This is a genomic window from Serratia sp. BFP-2025, from assembly GCF_050880365.1.
In the GTDB taxonomy this organism is placed as follows: domain Bacteria; phylum Pseudomonadota; class Gammaproteobacteria; order Enterobacterales; family Enterobacteriaceae; genus Serratia; species Serratia surfactantfaciens.
This window is the reverse complement of sequence record NZ_JBPAFV010000001.1, coordinates 2,830,437-2,848,169: the sequence shown is the minus strand read 5'-3', so window position 1 is coordinate 2,848,169 and position 17,733 is coordinate 2,830,437. Positions and strand designations below refer to the sequence as shown.

Sequence of the window (17,733 nt, the reverse complement as noted above, 5' to 3'; positions counted from 1 at the left end):
GAGGGCGCCGTGATGGCGCCCTCTTGGTTTAATGGCGATGTCCCAGGTGGGAGTGCGCTTCGGCATGTGAGTGTTCACTCGGCTCCGGCGCCCGGTTGATGCCGCAGTCCGGCGTCTCGCAGTGCCGGTATTCCATCTGAATGGTCACGTGGCCAATCTTGTAGTGCTCCAACAGATAAGCCTGAATGCGTTGCAACAGCCCATCGTGGTCATGCGGCGGGATCACCTGTGCATGCAACGTCATCAGCTTCTGTTCGCCGATCTGCCAGACGTGCACGTGATGGATGTTGCGCACTTCCGGGATGTTCAGGCACAGATCTTTTTGCAGCTTGGCGATATCGACTTCCTGCGGCGTGCCTTCCAGCAGCTCGTGGAAGCTTTCCTTCAGCAGCCGCCAGGCGCTGCGCAGCACCAGACAGGAGACCAGCACCGACAGGATCGGGTCAATCGGCGTCCAGCCGGTGGCGAGAATAACGATGGCGGCGGCGATGGCGCCCACCGAGCCGAGCAGATCGCCCAGCACATGCAGCGCGGCGGCGCGCACGTTGATGTTCTTCTCTTCGCTGCCGCGATGCAGCAGCCAGAAGGCGAACAGGTTAGCCAGCAGCCCCGCTATGGCGATGATCAGCATCGGGGTACCCATCACCGGCTGCGGTTCAAAGAAACGCTGTATCGCTTCCCACAGGATGAATACCACGATCACCAGCAGCGCCGCGGCGTTGAGGAAGGCCGCCAGCGTAGTCAGACGCAGATAACCGAAGGTGTGGCGCGCGTTGGGTTTGCGTTGGGAGAAGTGCACCGCCATCAGTGCCACCAGCAGCGCGGCGGCATCGGTCAGCATGTGGCCGGCGTCGGCCAACAGCGCCAGCGAGCCCGACCAGAGACCGCCAATCACTTCGGCCACCATAAAGACGGCGGTGACTAAAAAAGCAGTCAGTAGGCGTTTACTATTACTGTCTTTCGGCAGGTGTTGGTGTGGAGTGTCCGACATTATTCATCCTTATGCATAGCGAAAGAGGGGGCGGCAGTGAGCAGAGCATCCAGCTCCGGCAATATCTGCGCCACTAACGCCTCTAATTTAGTATAAGCGGTGCCGGCAAGCTCGCCCCGGCGTGCGGTTTCCACCAGTTGCTGGCACAGCTGCGCGGCTTCCGGCAGCTGCAGCATCAGCAGGCTGCCCTTGATACGATGCGCAGCCTGCTCCAGGTGCTGCCAGTCGTTTGCGGCGACGGCGCTCGCGAGTCGCTGGCGGTCTTGCCGTAGCGTATCGCTGAGCGTCTGCGCCAGCCGCTGCATCATGGCGCGATCGCCATCCGCCATCTCTGCCAGCGTTTGCCGTAAGTCAGTAAGGACTGACTTTTTCTCCTGAGCCTGCGGTTGCTGAGCCAGTATCTGGCCGATCGCCGCCAGTGAAATCGGCTTGGTCAGGAAGTGGTCGATCGCCACCAGCGCAGGTGGGATGCGGGTGAACTCCTGCACATCCGCCGAACAGAGCACGATGCGGCAAGGCGCGCGTTGCAGCCGCTGTTCGTCGCGCCGGATCAGCCTGGCGAGCGTCAGGCCGTCGGGGCGCGGCATGTTATAGTCGATAAACAACAGATCGAACGGCTGACGACGCTGGGCCTTCAGCAGCGCATAACCTTGCTCAAAGCGGGCGGGCTGCAGCCCGAAATGGCGCAACTGGCGCTCCATCAGCAACAGATTGGTGGGGTGATCGTCGATCAACGCGGTACGCAACGAGGAAGACGGCAGGGCGAGGGGCCGCTCCTCCGGGGCGATAACCGGCGACGCGCCGCCCAGCTCAACCGGTATCGCTACCTCGACACGGGTGCCGACGCCCGGCTGCGATTGCAGCTCGATGCGGCCACCCATCTGCTCGACGATCTCCTTGCAGATCGACAGCCCCAGGCCCGTGCCTTGCACCGAGATGCGCTGCGCGCCGCGCGCGCGGTAAAACGGTTGGAACAGCTTGCCGAGCTCATCGGCGGCGATGCCGCAGCCGCTGTCGTTCACCGTCAGATGCAATACCCCCCGCAGCTCATCCTGCGCGCGCCAGCCGACGCCGACCTGAATTGCACCGCGTGGCGTAAACTTTATCGCGTTGTTTATCAGGTTGTTAGCTACCTGAAGTAAACGCTCACCATCAATGACCACCGCCTCCGGCAGCGCCGGATCCGCCACCACGCTCAACGTCAGCGGCCGTTCGCCGATCAGCGGCCGGTAGAGAGCGTCAATGCGCGCGACCCAGGGGCGCAGCGCCACCGGTTTCGGCGCCAGCGTCAGCGAACCGGTTTCCAGCCGGGCGTGATCCTGCAGGTCGTTGAGCAGGTTGAGCAGCGAAGAGGCAGAACTGTAAATCACCGGCAGGCCTTCCGGCGCCGGCTGGCGTTTAAGCTCCAGTTCCAGCAGGCCGAGAATGGCGTGCATCGGCGTACGCAGTTCGTGGCTGACGGTGGCGAGGAATTTGCTCTTCATGCGGTTTTCCGCTTCGGCGCGGCGGCGCGCCTGCTCAAGCTCTTCGCGTTCGCGTTTTTCTCGGCGCTGCAGCATGAAACGGCGCAGCGTCAGCGCCAGCAGCAGCACGGTGGCGGCGGCCAGCAGCGCCAGCAGCCAGGTGGTTTGCGGCGGCATGCGGTTGTCGTTCACCGCGTCTATCAGGTTGCTGCGATCGACGATCCATTCGTCGCGCAGCGATTGCAGAGTGTCCGCCGGGATCTGCATCAGGTTCTTATCGAGGATCGCCAACAGCAGCGGCTGATCGCGGCGTACGCCGAAGGCCACCGGATAGGGAATGTTGTTGGCGGCGAAGGCCAGCTTGATGGCGCCGGAATAGCGCGACAGCGCCAAAAAGTTGGCGGAGATGACGTTATCCACCAACGCATCCAGCTGACCGTTGGCCAGCGCGTCATACATGGATTTGCTGTCGGCGAAGCTGATGGTCTGCTCCCGCTCCGGCACCAGCCCCTGAGCCAAATCGCCCTGCAGCACACCGATGCGCTTACCGGCCAGATCGTTCCAGGTCGAGATGCCGTTGGCGTACTGGCCGACGTAAACACCCCACAGCGAACGGTGGATAGGCATGCTGGCGCCGTAGCGCGCCTTGACGCCGCGCGCCAGCGGCAGGGCGGCGCGGAAGCTGGCCTGGCCGGACTGCACCAGCTGATCGGCTTGCTCGGCGTTGCGCGCCCACAGCGGCGCGAAACGCAGCCCGGTGTTTTGCGCGATGATGTTGAGAATATCGATGGCGTAGCCGCGCGGCTGGCCGTCGGAACCGCGATAGGCGAACGGGAAGTTGTTCTCGATGGCGGCGTAGTAAACCACACGGTGGCTCGCCACCCAGTTTTTCTCCATCGTTGTCAGATCGGCATTGCCGGTGTCGAGGTAGCTGGGGATCTTTTTGCTCCAGCGGCTCTGCAGGGCGTTCATCAGTTCCATCGGCGCGTCGGCGATGGCGGTGTCCAACGTGTCTATCAGCCGTGGATCGGCGGCGGCGAACACGAAGGACAGATTGCCCAGATTCTCGTTGCTTTCAATCTGATAGAGCTGGCCGAGCTGCAGCTGGTCGATGATAAAGCTGGCGCTGGCCTCGTCGGCGATAAAGTAGTCGCTGCTGCCGTTGAGCAGCGAATAGACCGCCTGCAGGTTGTTGTCGTAGCGCTGGATCTGCGACGCCACCGCCTGCAGGGCACCGCCGGACTGCATGTCGGTCAGCGCGCCGATCGCGACGCGGGCGTTGGCGGAATTGAGCATCACCGGCCGATCGTTGCTGCGATCGCGCAATACGCGCAGGTTGCTGACGTAATAGGGCTGGGAGATTTCCAGGCCGTGCAGCGCCTCACTTTGCGGAATGCCGTACAGCAGATCGACCTTGCCGTCGTGCAGCGCCTGCTCCAGCTGCGTCAGGTCGGCGAAGCCGTAAATGGCAAAGCGGATGCCGGTCACCTGCTGGATATAGCCGAGGTAGTCGGCGTTCAGCCCGTACAGATCGTCGTCCACGATGATGTTGTACGGGCTGGTGTTCTCGCTGATGATGCCGACGCGCAGCGTACGGTCGCGCCAGGGGTTCTTCTCGCCGACGATCAGCATGTTCTCGGGGGTATTCAGGTTGCTGACCAGCTGATAGCGCACCGGTTCCGCCGCCTGCGCCAGGCCGCACCACAGCAACAGCAGCAGCAGGGCGCGGCGCATCATGGCGCCAGCTCTTTAAACACCGCCGCCAGTTCCAGCAGGTTGCCGGCGCCGGTTTTGCGCTGGATATTTTTCTTGTGGGTGCTGACGGTCTTGTTGCTGATGTGCAGCCGATCGGCGATCTGCAGGTTGGACAGTCCCTGGCTCAGCAAACCCAGCACCTCGAGCTCCTTGGGCGTGAGCTGCCCGCCGTCCGCCGTCGGCGCTTCTTCGGTCAGCGCGGCGGCGGGGAAGTGGGTTTCTCCGTCCAGCACCTGCTCGATCGCCTGTACCAGGTGCGCCAGCGAGCTGCCTTTATTGACGAAACCATTGGCGCCGGCGGCATGGGCCATGCGTGCATAGACCTCGGCTTCCTGCGCGGTGTAGATCAGGATCGGCTGCTGCGGGTAGCGGCGGCGGATTTTTTTCAACAGCTGCAGCCCGTCGACCTGCGGCAGGCCGATATCCAGGATCACCAGGCTGAAAGCGGCCTCGGCCAGCAGGGCCAACGCCTGAACGTCGTCCTGCGCCGCCTGCAGGCGGTAGGCGCGGGCTGATTTCATTAGCGCCGCTTCCAGTGCGACATGGACCACCGGGTGGTCATCAACTAATAACAGAGAGGGCATGTTCAACTCGGGTCACTTTATATTCCGATCGCTAGCATAGCGAAAAAGGAGGCTCTGCGCTCCCCTGATGAAACAGCACAATCTGCTGTTAATTTGGCGGTTCCAGCGGCGGGGGGCAAAGGTGATTTACAGCGCCATTCTCACAGGCTAGATTGTTGGGATCTACACCGTTACGCACTGCGAAAGACCTCACGATACCGAATGGAAAAGCTATGAATTACCAAAACGACGATTTACGCATTAATGATATTAAGGAACTCCTGCCGCCGGTGGCTTTGCTGGAGAAATTCCCGGCCACTGAACGCGCGGCAAAGACGGTGTCCCAGGCCCGCAGCGCAATTCACAACATCCTACGTGGCAGCGACGATCGCCTGCTGGTGGTGATTGGCCCTTGCTCTATCCATGATACCCAAGCCGCCAAAGAGTACGCGGGGCGTCTGCTGGCGCTGCGTGAAGAGCTGAAGGGCGAGCTGGAAGTGGTGATGCGCGTGTACTTCGAAAAACCGCGCACCACCGTGGGTTGGAAAGGCTTGATCAACGATCCGCAGATGGACAACAGCTTCAACATCAACGACGGCCTGCGCCTGGCGCGCAAACTGCTGGTGGAAATCAATGACAGCGGCCTGCCGGCCGCCGGCGAATTCCTCGACATGATCACGCCGCAGTATCTGGCGGATCTGATGAGCTGGGGCGCCATCGGCGCGCGCACCACGGAGTCGCAGGTGCACCGCGAACTGGCCTCCGGCCTCTCTTGCCCGGTCGGCTTCAAGAACGGTACCGACGGCACCATCAAGGTGGCGATCGACGCCATCAACGCCGCCGGCGCGCCGCACTGCTTCCTGTCAGTAACCAAGTGGGGCCACTCGGCGATCGTTAACACCAGCGGCAACGGCGACTGCCACATTATCCTGCGCGGCGGCAAAGAGCCGAACTACAGCGCGGCGCATGTGAAAGACGTCAAAGCCGGCCTGAGCAAGGCCGGGCTGCCGGCGCAGGTGATGATCGACTTCAGCCACGCCAACAGCAGCAAACAGTTCAAAAAGCAAATGGACGTGAGCGCGGACGTTTGCGGGCAGATTGGCGGCGGTGAAAAAGCGATTATCGGCGTGATGATCGAAAGCCACCTGGTGGAAGGCAACCAGAACCTCGAAAGCGGCGAACCGCTGGTTTACGGCAAGAGTGTGACCGACGGCTGCATCGGCTGGCAGGACACCGAAACCGTGCTGCGCGATCTGGCGGCGGCGGTGAAAACGCGCCGCGGTTAATCGTCAATATGAGAAGGGCCCGGCCGCGGGCCCTTGTTTTTTCCAGCCACTGTGTTTCTCCCTGCCGCCGGCTAATTTAAGGCTTACAGTTAACAGGCCAATTAAATCATTAAGCAGCCGCCTTCGCATTATTCCTATTTAATAAAAGAGTCATTGTCACTGCTCGCGGCATTGTGCTTATATAAGACGCTTTTTTATTCCGCAAACCCCACATGACTAATAAGTGGGGAGCGGCATGACCTATTCCTTTCAGGACGAAAGAATTATGACAAGCAATACCTCGCAGCCGCTGGGGCTGCACAGAATTAAATTCCATGGGAAAGGTGGCGAGTACTTCGCTATTTGGTTGGTCAACGCATTATTGACCATCGTGACCCTGGGCATCTATTCCGCCTGGGCGACGGTGCGTCGCCGTCGTTATTTCTACGGCAACACGGAATTGGACGGCGATCGTTTCGATTACCATGCGCAACCGCTGCAAATTCTGAAAGGGCGGCTGTTGGTGATCGGCGGCATCATCGTGTTTTATATCCTGCTGGCGGTGACGCCACTGCTGGGGCTGCTGGCTTTGCTGGTGTTGCTTGCCCTGCTGCCGTGGATCGTTATCCGCAGCTGGCGCTACAATGCGATTATGTCGAGCTATCGCGGCGTGCGTTTTAATTATGTCTGTCGCACCGGGCGCGCTTATTGGGCGTTGCTGTTCTGCCCGCTATTGCTGATTATCGGGCTTTATGTCGGCTTAATCATTTTACTCAGCATTGGCAGCGGTTTTGACAGCATCAACGCCATCAGTCTGATGCTGGTGTTGACGCTGCTGTTGGCCGTGCCGGCATTCGCCGCCGTCAACGGTATTATTAGCGCGCTGCAGCACGATCTGTACGTCAATAATCTATTCTTCGGCCGCACGCCGTTTATTGCCGAGCTGAAAAAGTCGGCCTTTATCAAATTTGCCTTGATCGGCCTGCTCATTTTCCTGCCATTCATGTTGGCAGCGCTGGTGTGCATGGGGTCGTTCATGCTGTCCCTGTACCAAATGGTATTGATGGGTATATTGACGAATGAAACTGCCGATTTGCTGGTGCTGGAGAATATTGGCAGCCTGCTGCTGATGATGGTGGTGCTGCTGATTGGTGCCTTGATCGCCGGCAGCTATCAGGTTGTCGCCCAACGCAACTATCTGTTTAACCAGACGGCGCTGAACGGCAACATCAAACTGCGTTCTTCCATGCAAACGCTGCCGTATATGGGGCTGCTGATCACCAATACCCTGATCACCCTGTTCTCGCTCGGTTTCGCGGTGCCGGTGGCGGAAGTGCGCCACGCCCGTTATCTGGCGGAATGCACGGCGGTTGAAGGCGATCTGGCGTTGCTGGACATCACGGCGCATCAGGAAACCGCCAACAGCGCGGTGGCCGAAGAGGCGGTGCAGGCGCTGGATCTGGGCGGCAGTTTCTGAGGCGCCGATGATCCTCGAGGGCGCCTACCAGTTGCCGGGGCGGGCCGCGCGCGAAGCGGCCCGCCTGCTGGTGAACGAAAGCGGCGAGGGCGTAACGCTGCAGCGGCAGGATGAGCAGCGCTACATTCCCTTGGCGGATATCGCCGTTTCTGACGCGCTGGGCACGATTCCCTTGACGCTGACCTTCAAGGGCGGCGGGCGGTTTGTGCCGGACGACGACGCGGCCTTCCGCCGCTGGTTTTATCAGCGCCGTTCGCCGGGTTGGGTGCATCGCCTGGAGCGCCACAAACGCGGCGTCGCGCTGGCGCTGCTGATGACGCTGCTGGCGGTCGTGGCTTACGTTTACGTGGTGCTGCCGTGGGCGAGCAGTGAGATCGCCATGCGTATCCCCACCTCGGTGGAACAGACGCTGGGCGAACACACGCAGACGTTTTTGAGCCAGAGCGGCTTCAAGCCCTCTGCACTTCCGGCCGAGCGGCAACGGGCGTTGCAGCAACTGTTCCGGCAGGTGATGCCGGCCGAAATGCGCCAGGAGCGCACGCCGCTGTCGCTGAAACTGATGGCGGCGCCCGGTGCGCCAAACGCCTTTATGTTGCCGGACGGCACGCTGGTGATCAGCGATGGGCTGGTTGCGTTGTCGAAAAACGACGATGGGCTGGCGGCGGTGATGCTGCACGAAATGGGGCATCATGCCCATCGCCACTCGATGCGCATGCTGGTGCGCTCGTCACTGGTGGCGTTGACGCTGATGTGGATGACCGGCGACGTCAGTGGCATTGGCGACACGCTGCTGCAGTCCGCGTCCTTCGTGAATGAGATGCAGTTTTCCCGCGGGATGGAGCGCGAGGCGGATAGCTTCGCCATCGCGCAAATGCAGCGGCAGGGGCGCTCGCTGGCGGAAATGGCGGCAATCTACCGCGCATTGGCGCAGGCGCCTGAACGAGAAACGAACGATGGCTGGGCGCTGCCGGCCTGGCTCAGCACCCATCCGGCGATGCAGGAGCGGCTGGAGGCGGTGAACGAGGCGATGGCGCAACAGCAGAAATAAAAAAGCCCCCGGTGAAAACCAGGGGCTTTTTCGTTACCGGGAACGGGCGAAATTACTTCGCTTTGCCCTGGTTCGCCACGGCCGCCGCTTTTGCAGCGATCTCGTCGGCGTTGCCCAGGTAGTAACGTTTGATGGGTTTGAAGTTCTCGTCGAACTCATACACCAACGGCACGCCGGTTGGGATGTTCAGCTCGAGGATTTCGTCTTCGCTCAGGTTATCCAGGTATTTCACCAGCGCGCGCAGCGAGTTGCCGTGCGCCGCAACGATCACGCGCTCGCCGCTCTTGATGCGTGGCAGGATCTCTTCGTCCCAGTAAGGAATAACGCGATCGATGGTCAGCGCCAGGCTTTCGGTCAGCGGCAGCTCTTGCTCGGTCAGCGAAGCGTAGCGCGGATCGTGGCCAGGGTAACGTTCGTCTTCTTTGGTCAGCTCCGGCGGGGTCACCGCGAAGCCGCGACGCCATTGTTTCACTTGCTCGTCGCCGTATTTCTCAGCGGTTTCCGCTTTGTTCAGACCCTGCAGCGCACCGTAGTGACGTTCGTTCAGCTTCCAGGATTTTTCGGTCGGCAACCAGGCCTGATCCAGCTCGTCGAGGATGTTCCACAGAGTGTGGATCGCGCGCTTCAGTACGGAGGTGTAAGCGAAGTCAAAAGTGAAGCCTTCATCTTTCAACAGCTTGCCTGCTGCTTTCGCTTCGGTACGGCCCTTGTCGGACAGATCAACATCATACCAACCGGTGAAGCGGTTTTCTTGGTTCCACTGGCTTTCGCCGTGACGCACCAGAACCAGCTTAGTTACAGCCATAGCTTAACTCCTTAATAATCTGACATTTCAATGATAACGAAAATCATTATATTGCCGCGGGCCGGGGCTCGGCAATCGATAGTGTCTAACCATAGCCAATTTCTTGCCGCAAAGTAAGGGCTGGCGAAAGGAAAAAGCTGAATCGTTCAGGCTGGCGCTGCGAGGGAGAAACGGCGCGCCGAAATCGCTTCGTGCGCGCCGTGGCGTGGGGTAAATCAGGCCGATTTTTTCAGGCAGTTGCTCATGAAGGTTTTACGCGCGTCGCCCTTCAGATTCTTGGTCTTGGCGTCGGCGTTGCAGGTTTTCATTTTCTGCTGCTGCGGCGTCAGGGTTTTGCCCGTCGCGGCGGTGCCTTCAGATTTCAGGCAGGTGCTCATAAAGGTAGAGCGATCCGCGCCTTTCAGCGACTTGGTGGATGCTTGCTGGTTGCAATCGGTCATGCGTTTCTGCTGGGCCGCCTGCGCCGGCGAAGGCGTTTTCGTCGCCGTCGTCGCGTCGGCCGCCATCAGATTGGTGCTCAACATTAAGCCCGCCAGCAATGGAAGTGCAGTAATCAGACGCATAGGTGTTCCTTCAGCTATTGATTGGCCGCCATCGGCCGAAAATTGTGACGTTGCACAAGGCGTTGTGCTTATCACGGTAGCCTGAGTGTAGTGCGCACTTTGGAATAAGGAAAGGTGGGTGCCGGCGGGGGATGAGCGCTAAAAGGTAAGCATTTATAACAAATCGCCCCCGGCCGCACGGCGAGGGGCGTAGCGGGTCAGATAGGATAAAACTGATAATGCGTGGCGCTGCGGTAGCGGTTCCCCGGTTGCAGCCAGCAGTCCGGCTGCGGCCATTCAGGATGGTGCGGGCTGTCCGGCAAAAATTCGCTTTCCAGCGCCACGCCGGCGTGGTTGGCGTAGCTGCCGCCGTCGCGCGCCGGCGTGCCCGCCAGATAATTGCCGCTGTAGAGTTGCAGCGCGGGCGCGTCGGTAAACACGCTCATCTGCACTTGCCCGTCGGCGGACCATAAATGGGCCGCCGGGCACTCCAGCGCGCCGCAGGTACGGTGCAGCAGAAAAGCATGATCGTAACCTTTGACCCGCTGCTGGTCGCGATCGCGCAGAAAATCCTGCAGCAGCGTTTTCGGCTGGCGAAAGTCCATGCCGCTGCCGTCCACCGCCGTCAGCCCGGCGCAGGGAATGCCCTCGGCGTCGACGGGCAGATAGCGATCGGCGAACAGCTGCAGCCGCTGGGCGCGGGCGTCGGCGTCGGCGCCGTCCAGGTTGAAATAGGCGTGGTTGGTCAGGTTGACTGGGCAGGGGCGATCGACCTGCGCCAGATAGCTGATTTCTACGCGATTGTCGTGAGTCAGGCGGTAGCAAACCTGCACGTCGAGGTTGCCGGGGAAGCCCTGATCGCCATCCGCTGAATGCAGCGCATAGCAGACCTGCTGCGCATCATGCTGCACCCGGCGCCAACGGCGGGCATGAAAACCGTCGGGGCCGCCGTGCAGCTGGTGGGCGCCCTGATTGGCGGCCAGCGCATGGGGTTTCCCGCCGATGGACAGACTGGCGTTGGCGATGCGGTTGGCGTAACGGCCGACGGTGGCGCCCAGATAGGCGCCCTGTCGTTGGTAGTCCGCCGGGCTGCGGCAACCCAGCAACAGCTCGCGCTTTTCACCGGATTTGAGCGGCAAGACGGCGGACAACCAGGTGGCGCCCCAGTCCATCAGCGTCACCGTCATGCCGCCGGCGTTTTGCAACCGCGTCAGTTGGTAAGGCTGCCCATCGGGGGCGGCTGCCGCCGTTGCCGTCAGCATGGGCCAGCGCCTTGCGAAGCCTGGCAAACATAGAACGTTTCCCGCAGCCCGCTGGTTTGCCGCGGATACTCGTGCGCCACGGCGGCACGCACCGTCTCCACGAGATCCTGCGGCATCAGCGCGACGATGCAACCGCCAAAGCCGCCGCCGGTCATGCGTACGCCGCCGCGCGGGCCGATCGTCGCTTTGACGATCTCGACCAGCTTATCGATAGGTGGCACGGTGATTTCAAAGTCGTCGCGCATTGAGGCGTGAGACTCCGCCATCAGCCGCCCCATGCGTTGCAGATCGCCGGCCGCCAGCGCGTCGGCCGCCGCCAGCGTGCGGGCATTCTCGCTGATGACATGGCGCGCGCGTTTGGCCACCAGCGGATCCAGCTGATGTTGACGCGCTTCGAACTGTTCGGGGCTGACGTCGCGCAGCGCCTTGACGCCAAAGAAACGCGCTGCTTCTTCACACTGTTTGCGGCGGGTATTGTACTCGCTGTCCACCAGCCCGCGTTGCACATTGGAGTTGATGATCACCACCGCGACGTTGTCCGGCATCGGCACCGCACGGGTTTCCAGCGAGCGGCAGTCGATCAGCAGGGCGCTGCCGCGCCGGCCGAGCGCGGAGATCAGCTGGTCCATGATGCCGCAGTTGCAGCCGACGAACTGGTTCTCCGCTTCCTGACCGTTCAACGCCAACGCTACGCCGTCCAACGGCAGCTGATAAAGCGCCTGCAGCGCCTGACCCACCGCGACTTCCAGCGCGGCGGAGGAGCTGAGCCCCGCGCCCTGCGGCACATTGCCGGCGATCACCAGATCCGCGCCGCCGAAGTCGGCGCTGCGGCGCTGAAGATGCTTCACCACGCCGCGCACATAGTCAGACCAGCGCTGATCGGGATGGCTGACGATCGGATCGTCGAGCGAGAATTGATCCTGCTGATTCTGGTAATCGGCGGCCAGCACCCGGATCTGGCGGTCGTCGCGCTTGGCGCAGGCGATGACGGTTTGGTAATCGATGGCGCAAGGCAGCACGAAGCCGTCGTTGTAATCGGTATGCTCGCCGATCAGGTTCACCCGCCCCGGCGCCTGGATGGTCAACGCCGGCGCGTAGCCGAAGTGTTCGGTAAACAGGGAATGGGTAAGCGGTTTCAGGCTCATGCTTGGGCTCCGGCTTCACGGTAATGAATATCGCTGACGGCGCGCAGACGCGCTGCGGCCTGTTCGGCGGTCAGGTCGCGCTGGGTTTCCGCCAGCATCTCGTAACCGACCATAAATTTGCGCACGCTGGCTGAACGCAGCAGCGGCGGGTAGAAATGGGCGTGCAGCTGCCAGTACCGGTTGTCGGCGCCGTTGAACGGCGCACCGTGCCATCCCATCGAATAGGGGAAGGAGCACTGGAACAGGTTGTCGTAACGGCTGGTCAGCTTCTTGAGCGCTAGCGCCAGATCTTGGCTTTGCGCCGCGCTGAGATCGGTGATGCGCTGCACCGCCGCCTTCGGCAGCAGCAGCGTTTCAAACGGCCAGGCGGCCCAGTAGGGCACTACCGCCAACCAGTGTTCGGTGTTCACCACGATGCGTTCGCCTGCGGCCAGCTCGCGCTGCGCATAGTCCAACAGCAGTGGGGACGCGTATTGTTGGAAATAGTCGTGCTGCAGGCGATCTTCGCGCTCGGCCTCGTTCGGCAGGAAACTGTTGGCCCAGACCTGCCCGTGCGGGTGCGGGTTGGAGCAGCCCATCGCCGCGCCTTTGTTTTCAAACAGCTGCACCCAGGGATACTGTTTGCCCAGCTCAGCGGTTTGCGCCTGCCAGGCGGCGACCACCTGCTCCAGCGCCGGCAGCGTCAATTCGGGCAGAGTCTTGCTGTGATCGGGAGAGAAGCAGATCACCCGGCTGACGCCGCGCGCGCTCTGGCTGCGCATCAGCGGATCCTGGCTGTCGGGCGCTGGCGGCGTATCGCTCATCAGCGCGGCGAAATCGTTGGTGAAGACGTAGGTGCCGCGGTAATTTGGATTGCGATCGCCGGTGACGCGTGCGTTGCCCGGGCACAGGAAGCAGTCTGGATCGTGCGCCGGCAGCGTTTCCGTGGGGACTGCCTCCTGCTGGCCCTGCCAGGGGCGTTTGGCGCGGTGCGGTGAGACCAGCACCCACTGGCCGCTCAGCGGGTTGTAGCGGCGGTGTGGATGATCGATAGGGTTGAATTCCGTCATACGGTTCCTTTCTTGGCGTCGACGAGGGTGTAATCGCTTCCAACTGCCGTCTTGACACGCCCGTTGCTGAACAGGGAGAGGACAATGCGCAAAAAGATAGCATGGCTACTGCGATAAAAAGGTGATCTAACGCGAAAAATGGAATCGTTTACACTTCAATGGAAAGCACCCGACTTGCGGACAGAGGCTGATTGTTGAGTGGCTCGAGACGTTGTGGTGCGATATTGATGATAGCGTTTTCACCCGCTTGGCCGGCAGAGAGGAGATCTCTGCCGGCGTCGGGCGTTAAGGGTGCTGATACAGCGGGTAGGTGAAGAACAGCAGGTGAGTCAGGTTAAGCCCGAAGTGGAACAGAATCGGCACCCACAGGCGGCCGCTCCACATCCACGCCAGGCCGTAGATCAACCCGGCCAGGGTGGCGAAGATCACCATCAGCATGCCGCCGGCCAGATGCGCGGCGCCGAACACCAGGGCGGCGACGATCAGCGCTGGCCAGGCGCCCAGCCATTGGCTGAGACGTTGCTGCAGGTAGCCGCGAAACAGCGCTTCTTCGGCCATGCAGACGAAGAACAGGTTCGCCATCACGAACGGCAGGATCCAGGCGGGCGCATGCAGTTCGATTTTTAAACCGCCCAGCGCTACGGCCAACAGCAACAGCGCCGGTACGCTGACGATCAATGCAATCCAGGAACCCGAGGCGGCGTTTTTTTCCGCTTTATCGGTTCTGAACAGCGTTGGCAAGCAGGCGAACAGCAGGAAAGGCACCATTGCCTTATCGAAGTTGTAATACATGGTGAACGGCGCGCTGAGCGGGCCGGCTTTTTCGCCGTCGATCATCAGCTGGTTGTGGATGCCCGGTACCAGATGCAAGAACAGCGCCACGCAGCCGGCGACCACCAACCCTTCCAGCGCGATTGCCAGATTGCGTTGCGCGCGAAAATGGTGACGCAACCCCGCCAGCGCCACGATCGCCAGCAGATAACTCAGGCTGAGCGGCGTCAGCACCCCATGATAAAGCCCCATGCCCGCCGAGGCGGCCAGGATCACCCAGGCTATCAGCCGGTTATACGGCAAGAAAAATAACGAAGCAGCCAGAACGCCCCACATAATATGTCCCTTTAAAATATGTACACGGCGCTCAGCGCCTTTGCGGCGTGCGATGATGGCGAAATTGAGCGCTAAAGCGGATAGTAGCACACCAGAATGACGCTAAAGGTCGGGGCAGTGATGGATTTGTGCATGTTGCCGGCCCACACGACCGGCGACAACGCGGGTTAGCCTTTCATCCAGGCCTGCGAACGGGTGATTTCGGCCAGGTTTTGCAAGGTATCGAGGCTTTGCTGGTGGATCTCCTGCGTGGGGGCCGCGCACAGGTCTTGCAGCACGGTCACCTGGAAACCGGCGTCGTGCGCCTGACGCGCAGTGCTCTCGATGGCGAGCGGCGTGCTGACGCCCGCCAGCAGCAGATGATGGCACCGATGCTGGCGCAGCCAGGCTAACAAATTGTTACCGGAGAAAGCGCTCACCGCCGTTTTTTCAAACTGCAGATCGCTCTCTTCCTGATGCAGTTCGGGCGACCAGCGGCAGCCCGGGCTGTTTAACCGCAGCGCGCCGATCTGTTTGAGATGGTTGAACAGCGGCGAGTGGGGCGGAATGTCGTGATAATCGTCGGCGAATCCCACCCGCACCCAAATCACCGGGATTTTTCGCACCCGGGCATAGGCCGCGGCGGCATTGACGTTGGCGAGCAGGTGGGTCGCCGCCACCTGTTCGCGGCAGTGGTTGGCGCGCCCTTTGGGCCCGATCAGATCCTCGATCAGGTCGATGATAATCAACGCAGCGGACATGGCGTCTCCAGAAAATGGCCTTCTTTCTTTCTATGATAAAAGGCCAAATGTGATGTGCTGCGGTGAAGTGTTGCCGGATATGTTTCCGCCACGTCCTAGATGGAGGCTGCCGCCAGCCGCTGATGTTGGTAGCCGTAGCCGCCCTCGCCATCGGGCACGAAGCTGAGGCGATGAGTGATGCACTGCGGCGCGTCTTCGGCATGGTGCGAGACGAACAGCAGCTGGGTGGCGCCCTGGCCGATCAGCACATCGATGAAGCGGCGCACCAGTTGGCGATTGAGCGGATCCAAGCCTTGCAGCGGCTCGTCGAGGATCAGCAGCGCCGGATGCTTCACCAGCGCGCGGGCGATCAGCGCCAACCGCTGTTGGCCCCAGGAAAGGCTGTGGAACGGGGCGTCACCGTGGGCGCCGTCGAGCCCGAGCAGCGCCAGCCATTGTTCGGTCAGTTGCCGCTGACGATCCGAAACCGCCTGATAAATGCCGATCGAATCGAAGAACCCTGACAGCACCACGTTGCGCACGCTGGTGTTGACGCGATAATCCAGGTGCAGGCTGCTGCTGACGTAGCCGATATGGCGTTTGATTTCCCAGATGGTTTCCCCGCTGCCGCGCCGGCGGCCGAACAGCGTCAGATCGTTGCTGTAACCCTGCGGATGATCGCCGGTGATCAAACTGAGCAGGGTGGATTTGCCGGCACCGTTCGGGCCGACGATCTGCCAGTGTTCGCCGGGATTAACCTGCCAATTGAGGTGGTTGAGGATCGGCCGATCGTCATAACTGACCACGCCGTCGCGCAGGACGATCAGCGGACGATCCGTCGGCAGGGCGATCTTCTGTGTCGGATCCTCGGTCTCCGGCAGGGCCAGCCCGCTGAGATTTTCGCTGTGCGCCAGCTGCGCCACCAGCGCATCCGCCATCACCTGCCGGCGTGGCCCGCGGCTGGTCAGGGTGCAGTCAGCCAGCACGCCTACCTGCTTGACAAAGTCCGGTATCTCGTCAAAACGGTTGAGCACCAGCACCAGGGTTTGGCCCTGGGCGGAAAGCTCGCTCAGCAGCGCGGCGAGCTGCGTGCGTGAGTGCACGTCCAGTCCGTCGAAGGGTTCGTCGAGGATCAGCAGGTCGGGCTCGGGCATCAGCGCCCGGCACAGCAGGGTCTTGCGCGTTTCGCCGGTAGACAGGTATTTGAAGCGGCGCGTCAGCAGGCCGGTGATGCCGAACTGCGCGGCCAGCCGCTCACAGCGAGCGGCGTCTTTCACCTCTTCCTGAATGATCTCCGCCGCTGTGCGGCCGGTGTCGTCTTCGTCCGCGCTGAGCAGGTCGGTGTTGTTACGTTGCCATTCGTCGCTGACCATTTTCTGCAGCTGCTCGAAGGAAAGGCGCACCGCATGTTGAAAATCGCTGCGGCGCTCGCCGCTCAGCAGAACCAGTTCGTCAGCCAGCGCGCGCGCCAGGGCGGATTTGCCGCTGCCGTTGGCGCCGACGAAGGCCCAGCTGTCGCCGGCCTGGATCGCCAGCGCGTCCAGCGTCAGGATGCGGGTATCGCTTAAGCGGAATGAACCTTGCGAAATGTGCAACGACGACATCACCTGTTCCTTTTTTTGCAATTATTTGCCTTAGAAATAGGCGCATTGCAGGGGGATGTCAATCAACAAAAACGCAACGTCACGTTGCGCTTAACACAACGTGGCGACAATCACGCGATCGGCGTTGAACAGGGCGTGTACGGCGTCGCCGACGCTCAGCCGCAGACGCTGCAGCTCCGTCGTCGTCAACGTGGCGCACAGGGTTTCGCCGCCCGCCAGCGTCACCAGCACCTCGCTGTGTTCGGCGCCCGGCTGAATGGCGGCTACCACGCCCGCCAGCGCGTTATCCGCGTCGGCGTTATCGCCCGCATCGACGCTTAATCGCACCCAGGGCGCCTTGATCAGCGCCAGCACCTCTTTGCCGGGCGCCAGCTGCAGCCGGTCGGCGCTTTGCTGGGTAATGGCCGCCGTCAGACGGGTGCTGCCGTCGTTCAACAAAATCGCCAGATGCTGCTGCACCTGCTGATGATCGCGTTCGATCACGGTGCCGAAAAACTGATTGCGCGCGCTGGTTTGCAGCGAAAAGCGCGAGATGGCCGCCAGCAGGCTGTCGAGCGGCAGATCGTCCTGCTGCAACACGTCGAAGGCTTTTTGCTGCACCTGGCCCAGCAGGTCATACAGTTGGATCAGCCGCTGGCCATAGTGCGTCAGCTGCGCGCCGCCACCGCCTTTCCCGCCGGTGGCGCGCTCCACCACCGTTTGTTCCGCCAGCTGATTCATCTCATTGATGGCGTCCCAGGCGCTTTTGTAGCTGATGCCCGCCAGCTTGGCGCCCTGGCTGATGGAGCCGGTGTGCTGCACCTGTTTCAGCAGCGCGATGCGGCGCGGATCGGCGAACAGCTTTTGCTGGAGTTTGAGAGTCAGAAGAATTTCGGCCTGCATAGCGCATCCTGTCGGCGGCAAAAATCTTATTGTCGCCGATTTGGCGGCAAAGCGCC

General features: G+C 61.4%; 15 protein-coding genes. 3 read left to right on the top strand and 12 right to left on the bottom strand.

Annotated elements, in window-relative coordinates; translation table 11 throughout:
* Positions 1-28: 28 nt before the first annotated feature.
* The 3 genes from zitB to ACRAWE_RS13620 are packed head-to-tail and all read right to left on the bottom strand — an operon-like array spanning position 29 to position 4,793.
* Complete coding sequence (gene zitB, locus ACRAWE_RS13630) at positions 29-991, bottom strand: CDF family zinc transporter ZitB (protein WP_025160031.1); 963 nt, start codon at positions 989-991, stop codon at positions 29-31.
* Entirely contained in the window at positions 991-4,191 is a 3,201-nt protein-coding gene (locus ACRAWE_RS13625; RefSeq protein WP_432525486.1) for an ATP-binding protein, read from the bottom strand. The genes zitB and ACRAWE_RS13625 overlap by 1 nt, the downstream gene beginning before the upstream one ends.
* On the bottom strand, positions 4,188-4,793 hold the full coding sequence (locus tag ACRAWE_RS13620; RefSeq protein WP_432525484.1) for a response regulator: 606 nt from the start codon (positions 4,791-4,793) through the stop codon (positions 4,188-4,190). The genes ACRAWE_RS13625 and ACRAWE_RS13620 overlap by 4 nt, the downstream gene beginning before the upstream one ends.
* 212 nt (positions 4,794-5,005) lie before the next feature.
* Between ACRAWE_RS13620 and aroG the strand changes: the two genes are divergently transcribed.
* From aroG to ACRAWE_RS13605, 3 genes are all read left to right on the top strand, one after another.
* Positions 5,006-6,058 (top strand): 3-deoxy-7-phosphoheptulonate synthase AroG, encoded by a 1,053-nt coding sequence (gene aroG, locus ACRAWE_RS13615; RefSeq protein ID WP_019454023.1) that lies wholly within the window; start codon positions 5,006-5,008, stop codon positions 6,056-6,058.
* Between the two features lie 265 nt (positions 6,059-6,323).
* The gene (locus tag ACRAWE_RS13610; protein WP_432525482.1) at positions 6,324-7,514 is read left to right on the top strand and encodes a YjgN family protein; all 1,191 of its coding nucleotides are present in this window, start codon (positions 6,324-6,326) and stop codon (positions 7,512-7,514) included.
* A gap of 7 nt (positions 7,515-7,521) precedes the next feature.
* Positions 7,522-8,562 carry a M48 family metallopeptidase gene (locus tag ACRAWE_RS13605; protein WP_432525481.1) on the top strand — a complete coding sequence of 347 codons (1,041 nt, stop codon included), beginning with the start codon at positions 7,522-7,524 and terminating at the stop codon, positions 8,560-8,562.
* 52 nt (positions 8,563-8,614) lie between these two features.
* On the opposite strand, the gene gpmA is transcribed toward ACRAWE_RS13605, so the two are convergent.
* The 9 genes from gpmA to modE all read right to left on the bottom strand — a co-directional run bounded on the left by gpmA (position 8,615) and on the right by modE (position 17,677).
* Entirely contained in the window at positions 8,615-9,367 is a 753-nt protein-coding gene (gene gpmA, locus ACRAWE_RS13600) for a 2,3-diphosphoglycerate-dependent phosphoglycerate mutase (protein WP_019454020.1), read from the bottom strand.
* Between the two features lie 215 nt (positions 9,368-9,582).
* On the bottom strand, positions 9,583-9,930 hold the full coding sequence (locus ACRAWE_RS13595) for a PsiF family protein (RefSeq protein ID WP_025160028.1): 348 nt from the start codon (positions 9,928-9,930) through the stop codon (positions 9,583-9,585).
* 197 nt (positions 9,931-10,127) lie between these two features.
* On the bottom strand, positions 10,128-11,171 hold the full coding sequence (gene galM / locus ACRAWE_RS13590) for a galactose-1-epimerase (RefSeq protein ID WP_432525480.1): 1,044 nt from the start codon (positions 11,169-11,171) through the stop codon (positions 10,128-10,130).
* Positions 11,165-12,316 carry a galactokinase gene (gene galK / locus ACRAWE_RS13585; RefSeq protein WP_432525479.1) on the bottom strand — a complete coding sequence of 384 codons (1,152 nt, stop codon included), beginning with the start codon at positions 12,314-12,316 and terminating at the stop codon, positions 11,165-11,167. Before galK ends, galM begins: the two co-directional genes overlap by 7 nt.
* Positions 12,313-13,365 (bottom strand): galactose-1-phosphate uridylyltransferase, encoded by a 1,053-nt coding sequence (galT, locus tag ACRAWE_RS13580; protein WP_432525478.1) that lies wholly within the window; start codon positions 13,363-13,365, stop codon positions 12,313-12,315. The genes galK and galT overlap by 4 nt, the downstream gene beginning before the upstream one ends.
* Positions 13,366-13,650: 285 nt before the next feature.
* The gene (locus tag ACRAWE_RS13575; RefSeq protein ID WP_063918920.1) at positions 13,651-14,472 is read right to left on the bottom strand and encodes a CPBP family intramembrane glutamic endopeptidase; all 822 of its coding nucleotides are present in this window, start codon (positions 14,470-14,472) and stop codon (positions 13,651-13,653) included.
* A 167-nt stretch (positions 14,473-14,639) separates the two neighbouring features.
* Complete coding sequence (locus tag ACRAWE_RS13570; RefSeq protein ID WP_019454014.1) at positions 14,640-15,212, bottom strand: cysteine hydrolase family protein; 573 nt, start codon at positions 15,210-15,212, stop codon at positions 14,640-14,642.
* 95 nt (positions 15,213-15,307) lie between these two features.
* Positions 15,308-16,795 carry a molybdate ABC transporter ATP-binding protein ModF gene (gene modF / locus ACRAWE_RS13565; RefSeq protein ID WP_432525477.1) on the bottom strand — a complete coding sequence of 496 codons (1,488 nt, stop codon included), beginning with the start codon at positions 16,793-16,795 and terminating at the stop codon, positions 15,308-15,310.
* A 90-nt stretch (positions 16,796-16,885) separates the two neighbouring features.
* Positions 16,886-17,677: a molybdenum-dependent transcriptional regulator gene (gene modE / locus ACRAWE_RS13560; RefSeq protein WP_198636094.1), complete on the bottom strand. Its 792-nt coding sequence runs from the start codon at positions 17,675-17,677 to the stop codon at positions 16,886-16,888.
* Positions 17,678-17,733 lie beyond the last annotated feature (56 nt).

What these genes read in the sequence shown, in the direction of transcription:
- zitB (WP_025160031.1), bottom strand. Translation starts at nt 991, where the DNA reads ATGTCGGACACTCCACACCAACACCTGCCGAAAGACAGTAATAGTAAA.
- ACRAWE_RS13625 (WP_432525486.1), bottom strand. Translation starts at nt 4,191, where the DNA reads ATGATGCGCCGCGCCCTGCTGCTGCTGTTGCTGTGGTGCGGCCTGGCG.
- ACRAWE_RS13620 (WP_432525484.1), bottom strand. Translation starts at nt 4,793, where the DNA reads ATGCCCTCTCTGTTATTAGTTGATGACCACCCGGTGGTCCATGTCGCA.
- aroG (WP_019454023.1), top strand. Translation starts at nt 5,006, where the DNA reads ATGAATTACCAAAACGACGATTTACGCATTAATGATATTAAGGAACTC.
- ACRAWE_RS13610 (WP_432525482.1), top strand. Translation starts at nt 6,324, where the DNA reads ATGACAAGCAATACCTCGCAGCCGCTGGGGCTGCACAGAATTAAATTC.
- ACRAWE_RS13605 (WP_432525481.1), top strand. Translation starts at nt 7,522, where the DNA reads ATGATCCTCGAGGGCGCCTACCAGTTGCCGGGGCGGGCCGCGCGCGAA.
- gpmA (WP_019454020.1), bottom strand. Translation starts at nt 9,367, where the DNA reads ATGGCTGTAACTAAGCTGGTTCTGGTGCGTCACGGCGAAAGCCAGTGG.
- ACRAWE_RS13595 (WP_025160028.1), bottom strand. Translation starts at nt 9,930, where the DNA reads ATGCGTCTGATTACTGCACTTCCATTGCTGGCGGGCTTAATGTTGAGC.
- galM (WP_432525480.1), bottom strand. Translation starts at nt 11,171, where the DNA reads ATGCTGACGGCAACGGCGGCAGCCGCCCCCGATGGGCAGCCTTACCAA.
- galK (WP_432525479.1), bottom strand. Translation starts at nt 12,316, where the DNA reads ATGAGCCTGAAACCGCTTACCCATTCCCTGTTTACCGAACACTTCGGC.
- galT (WP_432525478.1), bottom strand. Translation starts at nt 13,365, where the DNA reads ATGACGGAATTCAACCCTATCGATCATCCACACCGCCGCTACAACCCG.
- ACRAWE_RS13575 (WP_063918920.1), bottom strand. Translation starts at nt 14,472, where the DNA reads ATGTGGGGCGTTCTGGCTGCTTCGTTATTTTTCTTGCCGTATAACCGG.
- ACRAWE_RS13570 (WP_019454014.1), bottom strand. Translation starts at nt 15,212, where the DNA reads ATGTCCGCTGCGTTGATTATCATCGACCTGATCGAGGATCTGATCGGG.
- modF (WP_432525477.1), bottom strand. Translation starts at nt 16,795, where the DNA reads ATGTCGTCGTTGCACATTTCGCAAGGTTCATTCCGCTTAAGCGATACC.
- modE (WP_198636094.1), bottom strand. Translation starts at nt 17,677, where the DNA reads ATGCAGGCCGAAATTCTTCTGACTCTCAAACTCCAGCAAAAGCTGTTC.